General features: G+C 32.3%; 19 protein-coding genes. 4 read left to right on the top strand and 15 right to left on the bottom strand.

All coding sequences use genetic code 11. The features are described 5' to 3' along the window. Nucleotides 1-92: 92 nt before the first annotated feature. From OD917_RS20120 to OD917_RS20105, 4 genes are all read right to left on the bottom strand, one after another. On the bottom strand, nucleotides 93-1406 hold the full coding sequence (locus tag OD917_RS20120; protein WP_263525192.1) for an APC family permease: 1314 nt from the start codon (nucleotides 1404-1406) through the stop codon (nucleotides 93-95). A 137-nt stretch (nucleotides 1407-1543) separates the two neighbouring features. Then, nucleotides 1544-3814 (bottom strand): TonB-dependent siderophore receptor, encoded by a 2271-nt coding sequence (locus tag OD917_RS20115; protein WP_263525191.1) that lies wholly within the window; start codon nucleotides 3812-3814, stop codon nucleotides 1544-1546. A 233-nt stretch (nucleotides 3815-4047) separates the two neighbouring features. Next, nucleotides 4048-4773 (bottom strand): hypothetical protein, encoded by a 726-nt coding sequence (locus OD917_RS20110; protein WP_263525190.1) that lies wholly within the window; start codon nucleotides 4771-4773, stop codon nucleotides 4048-4050. 135 nt (nucleotides 4774-4908) lie between these two features. Beyond that, nucleotides 4909-7230 carry a TonB-dependent receptor gene (locus OD917_RS20105; protein WP_263525189.1) on the bottom strand — a complete coding sequence of 774 codons (2322 nt, stop codon included), beginning with the start codon at nucleotides 7228-7230 and terminating at the stop codon, nucleotides 4909-4911. Nucleotides 7231-7446: 216 nt separating this feature from the next. On the opposite strand from OD917_RS20105, the gene OD917_RS20100 reads away from it, so the two are divergent. After that, nucleotides 7447-8607 carry an MFS transporter gene (locus tag OD917_RS20100; protein ID WP_263525188.1) on the top strand — a complete coding sequence of 387 codons (1161 nt, stop codon included), beginning with the start codon at nucleotides 7447-7449 and terminating at the stop codon, nucleotides 8605-8607. Nucleotides 8608-8695: 88 nt separating this feature from the next. Here OD917_RS20100 and OD917_RS20095 read toward each other — a convergent pair whose 3' ends face one another. From OD917_RS20095 to OD917_RS20080, 4 genes are all read right to left on the bottom strand, one after another. Next, complete coding sequence (locus OD917_RS20095) at nucleotides 8696-9124, bottom strand: hypothetical protein (RefSeq protein ID WP_263525187.1); 429 nt, start codon at nucleotides 9122-9124, stop codon at nucleotides 8696-8698. A gap of 30 nt (nucleotides 9125-9154) precedes the next feature. Beyond that, on the bottom strand, nucleotides 9155-9631 hold the full coding sequence (locus tag OD917_RS20090; protein ID WP_263525186.1) for a DUF6265 family protein: 477 nt from the start codon (nucleotides 9629-9631) through the stop codon (nucleotides 9155-9157). 189 nt (nucleotides 9632-9820) lie between these two features. Next, nucleotides 9821-12130, bottom strand: a complete 2310-nt coding sequence (locus OD917_RS20085; RefSeq protein WP_263525185.1) for a type IA DNA topoisomerase — start codon at nucleotides 12128-12130, stop codon at nucleotides 9821-9823. A gap of 146 nt (nucleotides 12131-12276) precedes the next feature. Further along, the gene (locus tag OD917_RS20080; protein ID WP_263525184.1) at nucleotides 12277-13119 is read right to left on the bottom strand and encodes a hypothetical protein; all 843 of its coding nucleotides are present in this window, start codon (nucleotides 13117-13119) and stop codon (nucleotides 12277-12279) included. 476 nt (nucleotides 13120-13595) lie between these two features. Between OD917_RS20080 and OD917_RS20075 the strand changes: the two genes are divergently transcribed. Next, nucleotides 13596-13973 carry a GreA/GreB family elongation factor gene (locus OD917_RS20075; protein ID WP_263525183.1) on the top strand — a complete coding sequence of 126 codons (378 nt, stop codon included), beginning with the start codon at nucleotides 13596-13598 and terminating at the stop codon, nucleotides 13971-13973. A gap of 167 nt (nucleotides 13974-14140) precedes the next feature. Continuing rightward, nucleotides 14141-15112 carry a hypothetical protein gene (locus tag OD917_RS20070; protein WP_263525182.1) on the top strand — a complete coding sequence of 324 codons (972 nt, stop codon included), beginning with the start codon at nucleotides 14141-14143 and terminating at the stop codon, nucleotides 15110-15112. A gap of 75 nt (nucleotides 15113-15187) precedes the next feature. On the opposite strand, the gene OD917_RS20065 is transcribed toward OD917_RS20070, so the two are convergent. Next, nucleotides 15188-15922 carry a hypothetical protein gene (locus tag OD917_RS20065; RefSeq protein ID WP_263525181.1) on the bottom strand — a complete coding sequence of 245 codons (735 nt, stop codon included), beginning with the start codon at nucleotides 15920-15922 and terminating at the stop codon, nucleotides 15188-15190. A gap of 209 nt (nucleotides 15923-16131) precedes the next feature. On the opposite strand from OD917_RS20065, the gene OD917_RS20060 reads away from it, so the two are divergent. After that, a complete protein-coding gene (locus OD917_RS20060) occupies nucleotides 16132-16917 on the top strand; it encodes a DUF5995 family protein (protein WP_263525180.1) in 786 nt (261 codons plus the stop codon). A 15-nt stretch (nucleotides 16918-16932) separates the two neighbouring features. Here OD917_RS20060 and OD917_RS20055 read toward each other — a convergent pair whose 3' ends face one another. From OD917_RS20055 to OD917_RS20030, 6 genes are all read right to left on the bottom strand, one after another. Continuing rightward, nucleotides 16933-17205 (bottom strand): hypothetical protein, encoded by a 273-nt coding sequence (locus OD917_RS20055; protein WP_263525179.1) that lies wholly within the window; start codon nucleotides 17203-17205, stop codon nucleotides 16933-16935. Between the two features lie 2 nt (nucleotides 17206-17207). Beyond that, complete coding sequence (locus OD917_RS20050; protein WP_263525178.1) at nucleotides 17208-17702, bottom strand: SRPBCC domain-containing protein; 495 nt, start codon at nucleotides 17700-17702, stop codon at nucleotides 17208-17210. A 12-nt stretch (nucleotides 17703-17714) separates the two neighbouring features. Then, nucleotides 17715-18239, bottom strand: a complete 525-nt coding sequence (locus OD917_RS20045) for a hypothetical protein (protein ID WP_119789737.1) — start codon at nucleotides 18237-18239, stop codon at nucleotides 17715-17717. 45 nt (nucleotides 18240-18284) lie between these two features. Then, entirely contained in the window at nucleotides 18285-19100 is an 816-nt protein-coding gene (locus tag OD917_RS20040; protein WP_263525177.1) for a DoxX family membrane protein, read from the bottom strand. A gap of 352 nt (nucleotides 19101-19452) precedes the next feature. Beyond that, nucleotides 19453-19926, bottom strand: coding sequence for a hypothetical protein (locus OD917_RS20035; RefSeq protein WP_263525176.1), 474 nt, complete (start codon nucleotides 19924-19926; stop codon nucleotides 19453-19455). 26 nt (nucleotides 19927-19952) lie between these two features. After that, complete coding sequence (locus OD917_RS20030) at nucleotides 19953-20387, bottom strand: hypothetical protein (protein ID WP_263525175.1); 435 nt, start codon at nucleotides 20385-20387, stop codon at nucleotides 19953-19955. Nucleotides 20388-20403 lie beyond the last annotated feature (16 nt).

Genomic DNA, 20403 nt, shown 5'->3' with positions numbered 1-20403 from the left:
AGGAATCGCACTCGGAAATCGACAAAGATTGTAGAATTTAGATATAGAGTTTCATGTGTGATTCCTCGTTCCTCGGAATGACAAAAGGCGTATTATTTTTTCATCTTCAAAACCAAAAACAAAGGATATGAAACAATTGCAATTCCAACAATTATAATAAAACTTTTAGGATCGCTGTAAACAAATCCTGCAAGTAATGCGATAGAAAAAATGATCGCTATAATAGTGGTCCAAGGGTACCAAAAAGAACGATAAGGTCTTGGTAAATCTGGTTCAGAAGTTCTTAGTTTTAAAAGCGAATAATAGGCCAATCCCCAAACTATTATGGAGATAAAAGCGGCGAAAGAAAATAGCACTTCAAACGAACCAATACAGATTAAAAATAAACTAAAAAATGACGAAACCAAAAGTGCTACAATTGGTGTTCCGCCTTTATTGACTTGTATTCCCTGTTTGATAAAAAATCCGTCACGGCTTAATCCGTAAAGAATTCTTGGCGGAATCATCATAAAAGCATTTAAAATACTGATTAAAGAAAAAATAGAAATTACGGTTACAATTTTGGCTCCATTTTCTCCGAAAAGAATTTTAGCAACATCGGCTGCAGCAAGATTTGATTTGGCTAAAGTTTCTATTGGCAATACATGAAAAAAAGCGGCATTTACTAAAATATAGATTGCAACAACAAGGAGAACTCCACTATATAATGATTTCGGAATATTTTTGCTTGGATCGTCATTTTCTTCAGCAAAAAAACAAACAGCGTTCCAACCATTATAAGTTCCTATAATAAGTTGTAATGATTTGAAAAATCCAAAAAGAAGTCCGATTTGAAAGATTGAACTATCGGTTTTGATTGTCAGAACTTCAACTCCCGAATACATAAAACAAGCCAAAACCAAAGCCACAAAGCAAATCACTTTTAATAAACTTGTAATTTGTTGAATGACACTTCCGTTTTTTACTCCGCTTAAATGAAGCAAAACAAAAGCAATTAATAAAGAAATTGATATTACGGTTGAATAATTGGAAAGTGCAGGAAATAAAATAATAGAATATTCACTAATTACAATACAGTAAAAAGCAGGCGGAATAGCATTGACAATATAATCGTACCAGCCAGAAAGAAATCCTGCATATTCGCCTAAAGCTCTTTTGATGTAATTGTAAGATCCACCAGCTTTTGGTAGCATTGTAGCGAGTTCAGAATAAGAATTTGCGCCTAATAAAACATATAAACCTCCAAAAAGCCATGAAGCTAGAATAAGCCAGTAATTATTTAGTAATTCTGCAATAGAACCTGGTGTTCGTAAAATTCCGACTCCAATTGTTCCGCCAATTAATACGGCAATATTAAAACTAAGGCCTAAAGTTTTCTTTAATTGGTTTTGCTTAGAATCTGACATTTAGATTTTGTGTAAAGGATTATGATTTTAGCAAAAGTATGTTAATTTGAATCAATATTAGCTTAAAATAAAAATCCCAAGATTTTCTGAAAAGAGAAAATCTTGGGATAAATCAAAAAAACATCTAATTCAATATTTTAGAACTTGTATCGCAAACTTGTCATAACCTGACGAGGAGCGATTGGGTTCACACTATAATTTTCGTGAACTGTATAATTTAATTCGTTTGTAATGTTTGATAATTTGCAAAGAATTGAGAATTTACTCCAAGTATATCCTACTGATGCATCAATTGTAACATAACCTTCTAATGGAATTTCTCTGTACCATATTCCGTCTGGTTTTGTAGAATCGTATTGGTTGTTCCATCCACCAATTCTATCTCCAATATAATTTCCTATTGCACCAACAGAAACCCCTTTAAAGAATCCTTCTTGTAACGTGTAAAAGAAGCTTAAATTTGCAGTATTTAATGGTGTTCTTGCCACACGGTCTCCTTCAATGAAACTTCCATTTAATCCAGAAGTTTTAGTATAACGCATATCATTATAGCTGTATCCTGCAATAATATTTAAACCTTCGACAGGTCTTGCAGTAACGTCAACTTCAACTCCTTTGCTTTTTGTCTCCCCACTTAAAAGTTTGATGCTCGTATCATTATTCTCAGTTCCATCAGCTTTATAAGGTGCCATTTGTGCAAAATTGCTATTAGTAATTTGGTAAACAGTGACATTTGTGCTTAATAAACCTTTTAGGAAATCAGTTTTAATACCAACTTCATATTGATCAATAATAGAAGCTTCAAGAGGCTGCATATCAACAGTTGTTCCTGTATTTGGTGTAAAAGAAGTTGAATAACTTCCAAATACTGAAATGTCTTTTGTTGGCTGATACACTAATCCTGCTTTAGGAGAAAATGCATTATCTAAACGTTTTGGAGTAACTGTTGGAACTGCATCTTGAGGATTTCCTGCTCCTGTTTTAGTTTCTTTATAAGTGCTAACTTCAGCTTCTTGCCAAGACCATCTTAAACCTGCCAATACTTTGAGTTTATCTGTAATCGAAATGAAATCTTGAACAAATACTCCAAATCGATTTGTGTCTGTTTTTGTAATCTGAGTAGCTCTGTCTGTTGTAGGGATGTTCATTCTTTGATCTGCAGGATCAAATGTGAATAAATTTATAGTATCGTAAAGAGTTGGTCCGTAAACGGGTTTACCATCTTTTATTCCGATTTGAACATATTTTTCATCAAATGTAAAAGTGTAAGCTGTTGCAAATGAATTTTCCCAATCTGCACCAGTAAAGATTTGGTGTTTTACAGATCCAGTATTAAAGTTTCCTTGCAAGCTTATTTGGTCTCCAAAAATTTGCTCCAAATTTTTATTCTTTGTTAAACCTCTATTCCAATCACCTGGAGTTGCATAAGTGTCTAAATTTGATAATTGAGCAGTAGAGTAGCTTCCTCTATCATAATTTTGGAAAGAAGAATTAAAATTTAATTTCCAGTTTTTATTAAAATCGTGATTTAATAATACAGATGCGCTTGAAGATTTAGTAGTGCCATTAGACCAAAGTGATCCGTAGAAAGCATTACGCGGCAAATCAAGAATTTGAGTTCCTATGATTCCAGTTCCGAAATCAGGTGTCCAATCTGCACTTAAATAATCTCCTTGTAATGTAATTTGAGTTTTTGGATTAATAACAAAAAGTAAAGACGGATTTACATATACACGTTTGTTTTTTACAACATCTCTAAAACTTTCTGAGTTCTCGTAAGAACCATTAATTCTAAAAGCGATTGATTTATTAAGTCCTCCATAAAAATCAAATGATGGTTTATAATAAGCATAACTTCCAAACTGCATTGACACTTCGCCTCCGCTTTTGAATTGAGGAGTTTTAGTTACTAAGTTAAGAACTCCTCCTGGAGCCACATTTCCAAACAACAAAGCCGAACCCCCTTTTAAGAATTCTACTTTATCTAATCCTGAAACATCAGGAATTGATCCTGAATTGTAACGAAATCCATTTTTGAACATATTATTTGCAGACATGTCATAACCTCTAGAGAAAAAAGATTCCTGAGCGCCACCACGAGCAGAGCTAACGTAAACACCGTTAGCATTTTTTAGTACTTCACTTAATCTAATAGCTTGCTGCTGTTCGATAACTTCTGAACCAATAACTTGTATACTTTGCGGGTTATCCATTGGTTTCAATCCAGAGCGAACTGCTGTAACTGGTTTTGGTTCTTTATTTTTAGTAACAACTACTTCATTTAAAATTTCTCCTTTTTTATTCTTAACTGTATCGGTTACTGAAGAAGTAGATTCGGTGCTTGAAAAATCTTGACCATAAGAGGCAAAACTTAATAATCCTAATGCAAATAGTAAATTATATTTCATGGTATTTATTTAGATTCAATAAAAATAGATCGCCGCAAATATACAATTGCAGGAATATGTTAATGAAATTTATGGGGCGTTTTCTTACTTAATTCTTACTTATTGTTTTCTTAAGATTTGCTTAAGAGGTTTTTAGTATTATTTTAATTTAGTATAAATAGCAACAAAAAAACCTTGCCGTTAAGCAAGGTTTTTTAAATTGAAATTAAATCTAAGAATGAAGTTTTACGAAATTATTTTACTGCAATTTGGTAAGTAGCCATTTTCCAGATTTCATCATATTTTTTACCATTGTGCTCACCTGCAGATTTCTCCGTATAAGCAAATTCAACCATATAATTTCCTGACCAAATAGGAGTGAAAGAGATCTCTCCTTTATCATTTGTCCATAATTCTTTTTCCCAACCGTTTGGAGCGATTACTTTAATTTTTTGTGATTTTGCAATAGCGCCTTCATATAAAGCAGAAACATTTACAACAGTATTTTTTTTCGCGATATCAGCATTTTCAGAAAATACACTAATTTTATTATTGTTAGCCGCTGCAATATTTCCCGCCGATTTGTTTCCAACGACTACAGTTGCGCTTGAATTATAATCTAATTTCATTGTTCCGTAAACATCTCCAACTGTATGGTGCATTACGATTGTATAAACGCCATCTTCGTCAGGAGTAAAGAATGCTTGATATTTATTTTCTAAAGCTTTTGAAGTCAGTTTTGTTTCTTTTTTTGAAGGAGAAATTACAACCAAAGTAAAATCTTTTAAATCAGAAAACCATTTATCAGCTTTTGTAATATCATTATCAGAGAATTCTCCAAAGTAAACAGAAATTTCCTGAGCTTTTCCTTTTGTTCCAGTTGCTTTGGTTTCAATCCATAAAGCATGAGCAAAAAGCTGAGGTGCGGCAAAAAGCATTAGAAATAAAAAGCTTAGTGTTTTTAGAGTATTTGATTTCATAAGATCAAGTTTAAATTATTAGAATGATATTTTTTACAAACATAAGTTTTATTTAGAATAATTAAAAATAAAATACAAAAAAGCGCCTCAAGATTTTAGATTGAGACGCTTTTAATTTAAATTTTAAACAGTGTGTTAGAATTTAATCGTTAAACTAGCAAGGATATTTGCTGGAGCTTGTGATGTGCCCCAGAAATCCCAATATTTTTCGTTAGTTATATTATTAAATTTAAGACCAACTCTCCATGATGTACGATCATAGTATACAGATCCATTAAGAGTTGTATAAGAAGGCATATAAAAAGTATTATCGGCTGTGAAGAAATTTTTGTCAACATAATTGGCACCAAAACCTAAACCAAGACCTTTTAGTTTATTTTGGAAAGTATAAGAAGTCCAAAAGTTCACTATATTTTCAGGAGAACCTGTCGCTTTATTTCCTTCGATAGATGTGTCAGAAGCTTTTACAATTCGGTTGTCATTATAGCCATATCCTGCCACAACGCTTAATCCGTTCATAGGAGTGGCCATTAACTCAAAATCAAAACCTTTACTTACTTGTTTGCCATCTTGTTCTGTAAAACCTGTTGCATTTACTCTTGTCGCGTTATCGATCGTAATATTGTAATAACTTACAGAACCAGTTAGTTTTTTATTGAAAGCTTCGGCTTTAATACCTCCTTCATATTGAACTGCATAAATAGGATCCAAAACAAATATCGAAGCATCTGGCTGTGTTACAGGTTGCATATTTTGAAAACCATTCATGTAATTTCCAAATACAGAAACTTGGTCTTTTACCAATTCGTAAACCAATCCAAGTTTTGGAGCCAAAGCTGTTTGGTTATAACCTTCAATAGTTCCCACTTTTTCACGGTCAAAATTATCCAGACGTAAACTCAACATAGCCGAAAAACGATCTGTAAAATTGACTACATCGCACGCATACACACTAAACGTTTTTTGATCTGCAATTGGAGATGTTGTAAGAACAAGACCAGCGTCTACAGCTTTTCTTCTAATAGGAGTAAATGGAGTAGTAATATCAATATTGTCAAGAGTAAAAGTACTTCCTCCAGAAAAAGAACCGCTGTAAAGTCTATAGTTTATACCTGCAAGAAATTTGTGTTTAATGCTTCCTGTAGAAAACTTTCCGTTTAAATTTTCCTGTATGTTAGTGTAGTTGTTATAAATAGGTCCCCAAAGACCAACTCTTCTCGCCACTTGAGTTGGCGAACTCCAAACGGCATAACTCTGATAGCTGCGTTCTACATCTTCGCCAACAAACGAAAATACAGTGGTAGATTTCCAGTTTTCTGCTATTTCGTATTCTGCCTGAGCAAAAACTTTTGTCGCTTTTGTTTTAGCATCGTTATCATCGTGAAACATAGATTTTCTGTAATCTATCTTTAAATCATTCGGATTTGTAATTCCAGAAGTTGCAGCATAAGTATTATAGGTGCGTCTTGTGTTGTTTACATTGTAAAGTTCAGCATCAATGTTGAAAGTAAGTTTTTCAGATGCTTTGTAAGTAAGGCTAGGAGCAAAAAGTAAAGCATTATTGAAACCATAATCAAGGAAACTTTTTTCTCTGTTAACTGCCATATTTATTCTGAACAGGACACTTTTATCCTTGTTTAGCGGAGTGTTTACGTCAGCCGTTAAACGATTTAAACCGTAACTTCCTGTTGTATATGAGATTTCTGTAGCAGTTGTTTCATGAGGCTTTTTAGTCACTAAATTCACGACTCCTCCAAATGAAGAAACAGTAGAACCAAACAAAGTTCCAGAGGGACCTTTTAAAATTTCAATGCGTTCTACATTTCCAAGATCTACAGAAGAACGCCCCGAAACCGTTTCCATTCCATTTCTTGCATTTATTCCTGTAGAAAATCCTCTAAAGATTACTCCAACTCCTCCAGATGGATAACTAATTGAAACTACGCCAGGCGAGTTTTGTACAGCACTTCTAATATCGACAGAAACCTGTTCCTGTAAAAGTTCTTTATGGATTACGCTATAAACCTGTGGATTTTCAAGATTTTTAAGTGGCATTCTGGCTACGTAATCTGTTTTTTTGGACACAATGCTTTTCGGACTGCTAATGATAACTTCTTTTAATTCTTTGTTTGAAACTTTAAGCTGCAAATTAACTGTTGAAGTTTCATTTTCAGTTACAAGAACTTCTGTTTCTAAAGTTTCATAACCTGTTAAAGATACTTGAAGCGTATAAGAATTGGCTCTTACTTTATTAAAATCAAAGCTTCCGTCATCATTAGAAACGGTTCCGTATTTAGTGTTTTTAAGGATAATATTTACACCGGCAGCAGCGTCGCCATCAGATGTTGTAATTGTTCCTTTAATTTTTCCGTGGTTTTGTGCAAAGGCAGATAAAAACGAAAATAGAAAACTGATTGAAAATAGAAAACGCGAAGTTTTCAAACTGGAATAATTCATTACTATTTTTAATTTGGTTTATAATAAAATTTATTTAGAATAAATAAAAACAGTGCAAATGTAAAAATTAAAATAACTTTAACAATTTTATTTTTTGTCATTTAGTTTTGAAATTGTTAAATGTTGATTATTGAAATAATTAAATGAAATTCTTAGTTGATGTTTTAGCGAGATAAAGTTTTAAAGCCTTAATTTTGCAGTCTGAAAAATGACTTCATGATTTTACCATTCTTTAAAAAGATTCAAAATACGCCAAAAGGATACCGTATTGCCAATACTGTTTTTTTCTTCCTTTCTGGTTTTGGATATTCTTCGTGGGTTTCGCGAATTCCACACATACAAGCCCAACTGCATTTATCTGAAGCCGAATTTGGGGCAGTTTTATTTGCTTTTCCGATAGGTTTAATGCTTACAATGCCTTTTACAGGAAAGTTATTGAATAAATACAGCAGCCGTTATATAATGCTTCTTGGCGCAGTTATGTTCAATATTGCACTGTCTTTGCCAGGTTTGGCAGCATTTGTTTGGCAGTTGGTCATCATACTTTTATTCTTTGGAGCTTCTCGAAATATTTTTAATTTATCTATAAACGCACAATCTCTGGAAGTGCAGAAATTATATCCAAAATCGATTATAACACGTTTTCATGCCGTTTGGAGTATAGCTGTTTTTTCGGGAGCGGGATTAGGGTATGTAATGGTAACACAGAAAATTGCACCATCGCATCATTTGTTGGGAGTAAGTATTTTTATGCTGGCGCTAACGGCTTGCTTTTATCCGATGAGTATTCATAATGAACCTGTTCCAGTGAAAAAGAAGTTCTTCTCAATGCCAGAAAAGAATCTGATAAAATTTTCTCTGATTTGTTTCGTTTCTATGGCGTGCGAAAATACAATGTATGATTGGAGCGGAATTTATTTCGAAAATATATTAAAAGCTTCTCCAAAATTAACCAGTGCAGCGTTTGTATTTTTTGCTTCGGCGGTAACGTTAGGACGTATATTTGGAGATTATGGCGTAATGAAATTTGGAACTAAAAAAATCCTCCTTTATAGCGGTATATTAATCACAGCTGGTTTTGGAGTTTGTTTTATTTTGCCTTATGCGTATCCAACTATTTTCGGTTATGTTTTAATCGGATTTGGGGTTTCTTGCGTTGTTCCGTTAGTGTTTAGCATTGCCGGAAGATCTTCAAACTTGAGCAGTGGTTCTGCCTTAACTTCAATATCTACAATTGGTTATTTAGGATTTTTATTAGTTCCGCCAATGGTTGGTTTTATTTCTGAATATCTAAGTATGAAATGGGCGTTCTTAATTATGGCGCTTCTCGGAATTCTGATGATTTTTATGGTGAATAAAATCGGGGAGAATGAGTGATTTTTTTAAGTTGCTAAGGTTCTTAGATGCTGAGGTTCTAAGTTTTTCTTTTACTGTGACCTGTTTATTTTGAAAATATAATTAAGGATTATTTGGGTAAATTTTCAAACTCGCTTAAAATCATTTCTTGACAAATAATTAACCAGTCTTTGCAATAACCAGAAACCAAAAGATAAGATTCTAGATTTAATTCCTTTTTTACATCATCAATAATGTTGTCTTTTGCATTTGGTATTGACAATGTTGGATTATCAATTAAATATTCATCAAATTGCTTTAATACAGACATAGAATCTTTACTTCTTATAATTTCATTAATAAGATTAAATGAAGATATATCGGGTAAGCTTTGAAAAATTACATTTTTAAAATTTAATTGAGAAAGATTGTGTGTTTCATCACCATTCCATTGTTTGATCGTTATTAGGATGCTTTTACAATTATATTCAATTGATATTTTATCAACAATTCCATCAAAACTTTCAAAACCATTTAAAGGAACTACATTATCTTCCATTCAAACATATTTTTTTAGATAGATTTGAGTTTACTTCTTCGTCATCACAAACTTCTCAGAACTCGGTTTTCCATTCAAATTCCCAGAAATCTCTGCGGTTAAAGTATTATTAGCACCTTTTGTATAAGTGATTTTTTGAGGATAATCGTGTTTCGGATTTTCGAAAACCAATTTTTGATCTGTCTCAGAAGTAGAAGGGAAGAAAACAGGTTTGTCGTCGTTTTGCCCTTTTACAGTTGCTTTGTAAGTTAGTGTTTCGCCTAATTGAGCCAAAACAATAGTTTCAAAATGCAGAGTGTCTTTTCCTTTAATAAAATAAGAAGAAGCGTTGAAAGTACTGTCGTTTAACTTTTGCCAGTTTTCAGACAAAACACCTTCTGGAGAAGTATTTTCCCAGTTTCCAATTAACCAGTCGGCTTTTTTGATTTTGTCTTTTTCAACGGTTTCTTTTTTCTGGCAAGAAACAAAAGCTATGATAAGGGCGATAAGAGTAATTTTCTGAAACATATTTATGAGATTTTTGATAGTACTAATGTATGAAAAAAATGTTTGCCACAAATTGCACAAATTTCCACGAATTTTATTTCACGCAGATTTAAAAAGATTTAAGCAGATTACGCAGATTTAATAATAAATCAAATTAAATCTGCGTGAAATAAAATCTTTTTTTAATCCTTTTAATCTGTGGCAAAAAAATCAAACGCTAGCACTCAAAATTGAATAAACCAATTCCTTAGTAGGTTTTTGGTCTTTTAATTTTGCTCGAACTTCATCAAAAGTCACTTTGAAATCACAGCCCGATTTGTATTCAGCGCAGCCATAAGCAGTTTTGCCTTTAAGAATTGTTCCTTTTTTACATTTCGGACAAACTAATGCATCTGAACTTTCTTTTGGCTGGTTTTTTTTATCCGTTTTCTTTGGCTCTAATTTCAGTTTGTAGTTTTCTTCAAAACGAATTAAACCTTCAACAGTTCCAGAATCGGTTTTGAAACCTTTAATGTTTACGGTCGAACCTTTCTGAACCAATCGTAAATATTGGCTTTCAGTAATTTTTTTATCATGAAAGACAAACGGTAGCACAAAATCACAACCCGATTTGTATTCGCTGCATCCAAAAGCCGATTTTCCTTTTAGTATATTTCCTTTTTGACATTTCGGACATTTTTCTGCCGAAATTCCAGAAGCTTTCTTTTTTTCTTTTTCTGCTTTTACAACCGGTTTCTGAACCGTTGCAGCATGCGAAATATTGGCGTGTTTAGTTTCGCTTCGTACTTCATAAACCAAAGCTTCAACCATACGTTTCATGTTTCTAATGAATGCGGCGGCGGTGAAAGTTCCTTTCTCAATATCTTTCAGCTGTTTTTCCCAAGTTCCAGTAAGTTCGGCTGATTTTACCAATTCGTTTTGAATCGTATCAATCAATTGAATTCCCGTTAAAGTTGGTAAAACCTGTTTTTTATTTCGAACAATATATTGGCGTTTGAAAAGCGTTTCAATAATATTTGCACGCGTTGACGGACGACCGATTCCGTTTTCCTTCATCAATTCACGTAAATCTTCGTCGTCAACCTGTTTTCCAGCTGTTTCCATTGCACGCAATAAAGTCGCTTCGGTAAACTGATTGGGTGGTTTGGTTTCTTTTTGAAGAAACGAAGGTTCATGCGGACCTTTTTCGCCCACAGTAAAACTCGGCAGTAAATCGGGTTCTTTTTCTTTCGCATTCGGATCTTCAAAAACAACACGGAAACCTTTTTTCAAGATTTCTTTTCCAGTTGCTTTAAAAGTCACATCGGCCGCTTTTCCAATAACTGTTGTGTTTGCAACCAAACAATCATCATAAAAAACGGCAATAAAACGTCTTGTAATAATATCATAAACCTGCTGCTGATTGTGCGGCAGATTGTTTTGAACTCCCGTTGGGATAATTGCGTGGTGATCGGTTACTTTTTTATCGTTAAAAACCTTTGGTGATTTCTTGATTTTTTTTCCTAAAATTGGCTGAGTCAATTCGGCATAATTGGTTAATTTTTGCAGAATTCCAGACACTTTCGGATAAATATCCCCTGGTAAAAAAGTCGTATCAACTCTGGGATATGTAATTACTTTCTGCTCGTATAAAGTCTGTGCAATCTTCAATGTTTCTTCGGCAGAAAATCCAAATTTCTGATTGCAATAAACCTGTAAACCTGTTAAATCAAAAAGTTTTGGAGCATATTCGTTCCCGTTCTTTTTATCTACAGAAACAATTTCGAAATCACTTTCTTTGACTTTTGCTGCAACAATTTCTCCATCTTCTTTGTTTAAAAAACGGCCTTCTTCATAACTAAAAAGCGTTTCTCTATACAAAGTCTGCAATTCCCAATACGGCTGAGGTTTAAAGTTTTCGATTTCTCTAAAACGATCCACAACCATCGCCAATGTTGGCGTCTGCACACGCCCGATAGACAAAACCTGTTTGTAACCGCCATGTTTTACGGTGTACAAACGTGTTGCATTCATTCCTAAAAGCCAATCTCCAATAGCTCTGGAAAATCCAGCGTAGAATAAATTATCATAATTAGAAGAGGGTTTTAAGTTTTCAAAACCTTCTTTAATCGCTTCGGTTGTAAGTGACGAGATCCATAAACGCTGAATTTCTCCTTTATAATGCGCTTCGTTCATCACCCAGCGCTGAATCAATTCTCCTTCTTGTCCAGCATCCCCGCAGTTTATAACCACTTCGGCTTTATCAAAAAGGCTTTTTATAATTTTAAACTGTTTCTGAATTCCCGAATTTTGAACGACTTTGGTTTCAAACTTTTCAGGAAGCATCGGAAGATTATTCAAATCCCAGCTTTTCCAGTGCGGTTTATAATCGTTAGGTTCTTTTAAGGTACATAAATGCCCGAAAGTATAAGTTACAGCATAGCCATTGCCTTCATAATATCCATCGTGCTTGGTATTGGCACCTAAAACAGATGCAATTTCACGCGCTACACTTGGTTTCTCAGCAATACAGACCTTCATTTTTTCTTTTCTAGTTGGACTGGCGAAAATAGGAAATTTTTAAAAGAGTTACTAAGATTCTAAGATTCTAAGTTTTTTTCGCTTTTGTTTTTTGTTTCTCGAAAAGAAGCGAAGTTTTTAATTTTAAGTAGAATTTAAAATATTTATTAATAATACTCAACCGTATAATCTGCTGTTGCTGGAACAGTGCCATTATTGTCATACACCATGTGCCAGCTTACGGGATATCCGTCATTATCATATTGGTGCGCATAGGTAGACGTACCGTAAATTGTCATATTGTTTGGCGTTATTCCAGTATGTTTGTAATTTGATATTCCGTTTCTGCATTCTAGATAATAAATGCTTTTATACAGTTTTTTAAATGCATAATAGAAAGGATTTTTTTTATTATCGTATACATATTTCACAACAAAATCATCATAATTATAATTGTTTTCTTTGAATGTTATTTGAGTAATATTATTGTTGTCATCATACAAATATTCCTGTACCATAAAAGTATAATCTGTTGTTGGTGATAAATTTCTGTATTTGATAATGCGCTGTTTGTTATCTAGATAAAGCTCAGAAATTTGATCGTAGTGTTCAGCCGATTCGTAATTGTATGAGTTTGTAATAGTTATTTTATTGTTGTCGTATTTCAAAGTAATATTGTCTGGCGATCCCGTTCGTGACTGTTTTATTAATCTGTTTTTACTATCATACTCAAAAGTATATTCTTGATCATACACTTGCCTGCTTATTAGTTTTCCAGAGCTATCATACGTAAATGTTCCAGAAAACAAATTATAACCTTTTCCTTTTGTTAGATAACCATTGCTGTATTCATAAAAAGAATCGTAATCTCCAGGATATTCGGGAGTGTCAGTCTTATAAGCTTTCATGTATTTAACATCTAGATCTTCTGAATTAGTGTCAGAATCTGAACTGCAACTGAATAAAAAAATACTTAAAACAAATAATAAAGCAGGTAATTTTGATTTCATGTTTTTAAGGAATAGAAAGTTTTTAGGAGAGCAAGATAGCAAATGTTAAGAATTAAGAAGACTGCTTTTTAGATTTTTTTGTCATTTAATTCTTGTTTTTTTTATCCAATTAGATATAATAAAAGACACAGAGTGTTTAAAAACAATATTTTTTTTTGTAAGAAAAAGTTGTATATTGCTAAAATAATTTGATGTTATAATGATCACCGCAAATATTTATTTAGTAAACAGCTGTTTAATGTGCTTAATTTGCACATTATTGTATTTGCATGATGATACTTTCTTAAAAAGCTCAAAGGAGTTTATTACTTTGGCCCTGTCACAACTCTAGACAGGGGATCTTTTTTACATACAATTTTTATTTATTTAATCTCATTTTTATTCAGGATATGATATCATTGAATATGCCGTTTTGCGCGCTGTTCAGTGTAGAGTTGAGTCATGTTTTAGAAAAGGGTGAAGCAAACAAGAAAGTCATGTCACAAAATATAATTTTAACAACAGGAACATACGATTTAATTAAATATCACGTAAGAAGAAAAAAAGTTACTCCAGAAGAAGAAGAGCTTTTATTGAATGAGTTAAAACATGCTACTCAAGTATTAAGAAAAAATCTTCCAGAAGATGTCGTTTCAGTAAATAGAAAAGTAACTTATAAAGACCACATGAAAAATGAAGAAAAAACAATTCTTCTAGTTGGCCCAGAAAAAGCAAAAGTCAGCAAAAACAAAATTTCAATTCTTTCTGACGAAGGTATTGCAATGGTAGGTTACAAAGAAGGCGATCTTGTCGAATGGCCAGCAAAAAAAGGCAATCTAAAACTAGAAATCTTAAAAGTAGTAGAAGTAGCTTAATACTTCTTATTTTCAGTTTATAAAAAACATCCTGTAAGTGATTTTCTTGCAGGATTTTTTTATTTGCAACAACTTTAAATACGTAAAATGTTCAATAGAATTGTAATTATATTTTTATATTTTTGAATCCATAACCACAAATCACCAATTAATAAACTAGCCATTTTATGAGTAACTCTACCCCAAAAACAACTTTACCTAAATATTATAATATCGCTGCATTAGCCGCATTCATTTATGCAGGTTTAATGCTGATCTTTTCAGTTTACAAAGACTTTTTATATGTTGACCAAACTTGGTTTCATGGCTTAACTGCCAACGGATTTTCTGTTTTCAGCAATTTAATCTGGATAGGAATTCTTTTTGTATTTAAAGTCTTTTTGAATAAGACACTTCAATACAAAAAAGCGGACTCTTTAATAACTATCTCATTAATTTTATTAGCAATTGCAGTTTATTCAGTTGGCGTAATATTTTTTAAGTCTCTTGCCGTTTATTTTTCTGCTGGAGATGTCAATGCATTAACTTCTTTTGGTTCAAGTTCATTTTCTAGTGCGATACTGTTAATTCTTGCAAATGTCACAATGGTGGTGATTAATATTGTTTTAGGAAACCGCATCAGAAAAATTGATGTTGTTTTGAATGATTACTTTAAAATCTTAGGTTTTTCGTTTATAGTTTATGCAGTTGTTTCGGCTCTTCAAATGGTAAAATTTATCAATAGTGATATCATTGGGTTTTTGCCAAAAATTGTTTTGGTTGCGGTTTTAGGATATATCTTAAAAGAAGTTTCTAAAATGAATCCTGCTGACTTGCCGTCGGAGCCTGAACCTAAGATTGCTAAAAATTTCCCGCAAAATAGACCCGAAAAAGCAGAGAAAATAAGCGTTTCAAGTAAAACGAAAGAAGTTCCTGTACAGCCAGAGCCAATTCCAAATTTCGATATTAACGAACAGGAAAATAAAGAAACAATACTTTCTTATTTTGAGAACCTATCAAATGATGAAATCAACAGGCTGGGAGTTGTAGTTGCAAAAAACTATAATCAGGATTTAACAGCCGATCAGACCAAAAATCTTATTTTACATTATATCACAGAGAGAAAACTATACGATCATAATCGATTTGCGCCGAAATAGTATTTTGTTAGCTTCAACGCTAATTTAAATCAGTTTTTAAAAAAATCCCGTAAGAAGTTTTCTTGCGGGATTTTTTTATGAAACGAAACTAAAACCATAATAAGTGGCTTCAAATATGGTTAGAGAAATGATCCATTTTAATTCTTCTTCGTCAGTTGTGCGAATCGATTTTATTAATTTAATAGGAGGTTGCGGTTCACGATATTCAAGTGTTGAACGAAAATGATCGTGGCCTTTTGAATGATATCTATATTTATTGATAAAAGCTTTTCGATCTTCATTTTTCCAAATTTCGGCGACTTCTCCAAAACGAAATGTTACTATAAAACTAGTTTGATTTTGTGAAGAAATTCTATTGCATTTTCCAATTTGGTTGTTTGCTGCATCAAGAATATCAAAATGATTTACTATTTTACCAATATATACATCATTAAAAAAGAAAAGTTTTTCTTCATTTTTAAATTCGCAATAGATTTTAAAATCGGTAGAACTTGCCAATATTCTGCTATTAACAAAAATTCCCCTGTCTATTCTCTGAAAAGCTACACTTGGCAAATTATCACTTGCTTTAATAACTCCTGTCAGTACACTAGACATGCTTTTTACATAAGAATATTCGATGTCATTGGTAATCTCTCTTAAAGAACCATCATTCCAAGTTATGATATCTTTCTTTAAAGTGTTGACTTTTTCTTCCATTTGTACTTTCTCTTGTTTTAAAAATTTAGGAGACTTTTTTGTGGCTTGATGTACAACGTAAAGAACTAATGCTATAAATCCAGCAAAAATAAGCAGAGGTAATGACATCATAAAAATTACAAATGATTTTAAATGGGGTTGCTATTTAAGATTCAAAGACTTTCGCGATCGAAAGAAATAATGAATAAATTTTTCGGTTAAAGATAGAATTTTTTCATTACGAAAAAATAGTAGATACGCATCAAAAATGACGTTAATCGAAAGCTTAAAATAATTAAATTAGTTCTTCTCAATTTAATTATAACCCATTGTAAACGAGTATGAAACAAGCAGAAACTATAGACGAAGTAATTTTGTTATTGGATGAAATAATAGAAAAATCAAAAATAGACCAGAGCAATTTAGGTTTATTTGCCATTTTATATCGCGAAGTTACGGTAAGAGTAAAAGAAGGTATTCATGCTGGTTCTTTTCAAAATGGCGAACGAATGGAAAAACTGGATGTTATTTTTGCCAATAGATATTTAAAAGCTTATTATCAATATCAAGCCAAAGAAAAACCGTCTGAATGTTGGGCATTTGCTTTTGAACAAGCCGAAAAGTTCTGGCCGATAGTTCTACAGCATTTGCTTCTTGGAATCAATGCGCATATTAATCTTGATTTAGGAATTGCCTCGGCAGAAGTCAGTACAATCGAAGATATCGAAGATTTAAAAGCGGATTTCGATAAAATAAACTTCATTTTGAGCAATCTCGTTGGCGGTGTCGAAAAATGCTTGATCAAGATTTGGCCAACACTTACGTGGATTCTAAAACTTACAGGCAAAATAGATAACTTTTTTATAGATTTCAGCATGGAAACTGCAAGAAACGGTGCATGGAAATTTGCCAACGAATTTGTAGCAGTTCCAGAAGATGTAAGAGAAGTCTGCACACAATTAAGAGACAAGCGAATAACAGAAATCGCTCGTTTGGTTTCAAATCCTGGATATTTTGTAAGTGCCGTTTTCAAATTCATTCGTTTATTTGAAAGAGGAACTGTTGCTCAAAAAATAATCGATATGCAGATTATGGAAGAAAAAAATATGGAATGTGTTGTGGCGTGATTTTGGAAAGAATGATTATTTCATTCCAGTTTCGAGATAATCTTCAAAACCTCCATTGTATATTTTTTCGACCCATTTTTTAAAATCTGCGGTGTTTTCAATGTTATATGTTTTAGCATATTCTTTGCCAAGATTTTCAATGATTTTGATCGTTTCTCCTTTTTTAATTCTTTCGTTTATTCTGTAAAGATTATTTGCACAGAATTTAAAAACTGACAAAGTATCGTATTCGCAAGAATTATTGAGATATAAAATCTCTTCTTCTGTATTGTAAAAATTATATCCCATTTTTAATTATTAATCATAGGATTCAAATTCTCATCTTTATTTCGCAAATCCAATCCGCCTTCGTAAACCGATTTCAGATTGGTCAAATAAAAATGCCATCCGTTGGAACAGCCCAATCTGATGTATTGTTTCGAATTATCATCTGTCGGAATGTTATGATGACGAAGTTCTACAATCGTGTATCCATTTTCTTCACTCAACTTTATATCGACTAGACACGTGCCTTCAAACGTAAACTGCAAAGAGTCTTTTCCGTTGGCAGAAATGATTTTTCCTTTCATGGCATCATCATACAAATACCAAAGCCATTCATAAGAATTTCCTCCCGAAACATTTTGGTTTTTACTGATTGGTTCTAGATTCGCATCAAAAAAAGATACTTTTTCTAGAAACCATTTTTCCAGTTCATTCGCGATTGTCCAAGCATTGTAAATGTCGCTGAGTGGCGCTTTAACGGCTATTTTTTTTGAGAAAGAAGTCCAGTCGAAGTTTTCCATAGTTTAGTTTTCTTATTTGAATTTTGTAAAGTTGCGATTCATTTTATCCCATTTATGGTTTGTTTTCCAGCAAAGCATATTCCATTTATGTCGCATACCACCCAATTCCCAATTAACATCAAATTTATCATTTTCGTTTTTTAAATAGGGAGGTTTTGTAATTTTACAATGCAGCATTGGTGGATTATTACAAACTGTTTTAAGAAAATCTGAATCAAGATTAGTTTTCAGAAAGTATCTAATGTCGATAATAGTTTGATCCTTTTCAGCTTTATAAACATATAAATTTACATCATAAATTAAATCGTAAAATTCGTTAAGTTCTGCAACAGCCTCTTTAGAAGTTTTGGGTATTTTATTTTTGTTTAGTTTACTTTTATTTTGGTTTTGAATAAAAAAGTTTTCTCCTTTTACTTCTGAAATATCGGAAAGAATAAACATAAAGTTATTCGAAATATCATTCCAGCAATACAGATTCACCAACTCAAGTAATTGTGCTGTTAGTTTTTTTATTTCTTCCTCGATATTTTTTTTCATAATTGTAATGACATGCTAAAGCACAGTTTCGATTTTCTAAATATTTCAGCTTGCTAAAACCTGTTTTTTAGAATCATTTGTTAATGCAATTACCAATGCAATTCCGCAGAAAAGTAACGCAATAATGGCACGCACAATTTCATTTCCGCCACCAACAGTTGGGTTTGCAACAGCATCTTGAATATGGAAGAAAAGTACAAAAAGTAAAAGCATTAAAGCCAAAAGAAGCGAAATAGGTTTTATCCAAAGTTTGAAAATAATCGAAATGCCCGAACAAATAAGCGCAACGCCTACAAAATAAGTCCAAAACATCGTTCCTGGCAGCCATTTTGGAACCATTGTAGAAACAAACTCAGCAAAAAGAAAATGGCTTAAACCAAACAAAAGCATTAAAAGCGAATAGAAAATTCGCCCAACTGGAATAAGTTTTTCTAGAAATTTGTCGAATTTGCTTTCGCTTTTGTTCGTACTATAGGAACCCGCCAATACAAGCGCTCCGCCACTATATGTTAGTTCCTCAATAGCATTAATCCAAATTTGTGTAGCGTTTGTTTTATCAGTATTAAAAATGAAAATAAACGGAAGATGAGAAACCATAAAAGCGGCAAGAAAAGCAAAACCTAAATAAAGACAGACTTTTCGGGTGTCGATAAATGTAATGGTAACGATTCCCGAAATAATAATTCCTGCCAATATTAAAACAATTCCGGTAAGGATAGAAAAAACAGAATATTGATGCGCCCAAGCAGGAAAAGGCGATAAAATTTCAGACCGAAAATCTTTGATAATAAGCTGATGTACTCCCAGAGCAATGATGCCAATACCGTAAAATACACGGCCGATATTAATAAGTCCTTTCATTAATAGTGGTTTTAGATAGTAAATTGGTTTTTGGTATGACCAAATATATAAATTTATTACTAAAATACTGATTTAATGAGGGTTGGTTTTTTGTTTAGTTTGTCTCTCGCCAGTTTCTCTGCACAATATTGTCATTTCGAGGAACGAGAAATCTCCACAAGTAGCTCCGCAACAATTTTCCATATTGTAACCACAAAGTATTGTCATTTCGACGTAAGGAGAAATCACACGAGAAACTTCGCAAAGTATACTTGCCAATCTTTGTAGATATACGAGTGTGATTTCTCGTTCCTCGAAATGACAAAACTAAGAAGAAACAGAATGAGAGAATAGACTTTCTACGTAGGAGAAACTAATAATGATATTTCTCAATAACTTTGTCGATTATATTTTCCGCCCACAAAAAAGTATCTTCTTTCCAATGTGAAATATCACAATTTTTCAGCGTTTGAATTTTTTGACGTAATTTTTTGAGCAAGTCAAGATTAGGTTCACGTATGTTTTCTACATACATAATATCTTGCAGAATCCAATATGCATCTTCAAGTGGCAATAATAAATATTGAGTAAAGAAAATTTCGTAAATGTCAACAATTTTTACAATTCTATTAGTATCATAATTTAATATCGTATTACAGAACTGAGATCGTTCATTGTCCGTAAAATTATTTAATTCTTGAATAAAGTCTCGCCATTCGTTTTCATTGAAAGTATCAAGAATTTGATAGATTAACTCATCACCTGCGTAGTGCCAAAAATCACCATCGATGTCTGCATTTTCATTAATGATTTTTTTAATACTCTCAATTTTCTTATCTAAATTCATATATTTTTGATGGAATTCCTAACAGGTTAAATACATCCCCGTGTTAATAAATATCTACTTTGAAAGCTAGTTTTTATACGATAAAAGTCAATTTCCATTAATCTGTTAAAAATTGTGTCCGATACATTATTGTCATAATTTGAAGTATCGAAATGCAGGTACAATTTATGTTTATTATTAAATGAATCACGGAGTTTAACTATCTTAACTCTTTCTTTAAATTTTAATTTCTCAAAAGATTTTTCATATTCGAGTAAAATTCTTTTTCTTTCTTTTAAGATGTTTTTCAGTGATTTTTCCTTTTCTAATTGAAAGTTTATTGCTTGATCGATAGCTAATGAATTTGTTTTTAATTCATCACGATAGTGTATAAGTTGTTTATACATTAGTTTTTCATTTTCATTATTTTCTTTGCAGGATGAAAATATTATGATAAACAGAATAATAATTATTTTTTTCAATTGAAAAGTATTTAAT

The organism is Flavobacterium sp. SH_e, assembly GCF_025717045.1.
In the GTDB taxonomy this organism is placed as follows: Bacteria; Bacteroidota; Bacteroidia; order Flavobacteriales; family Flavobacteriaceae; genus Flavobacterium.
The sequence above is the reverse complement of the archived record's forward strand: the minus strand, read 5'-3'. Positions and strand labels throughout refer to the sequence as shown.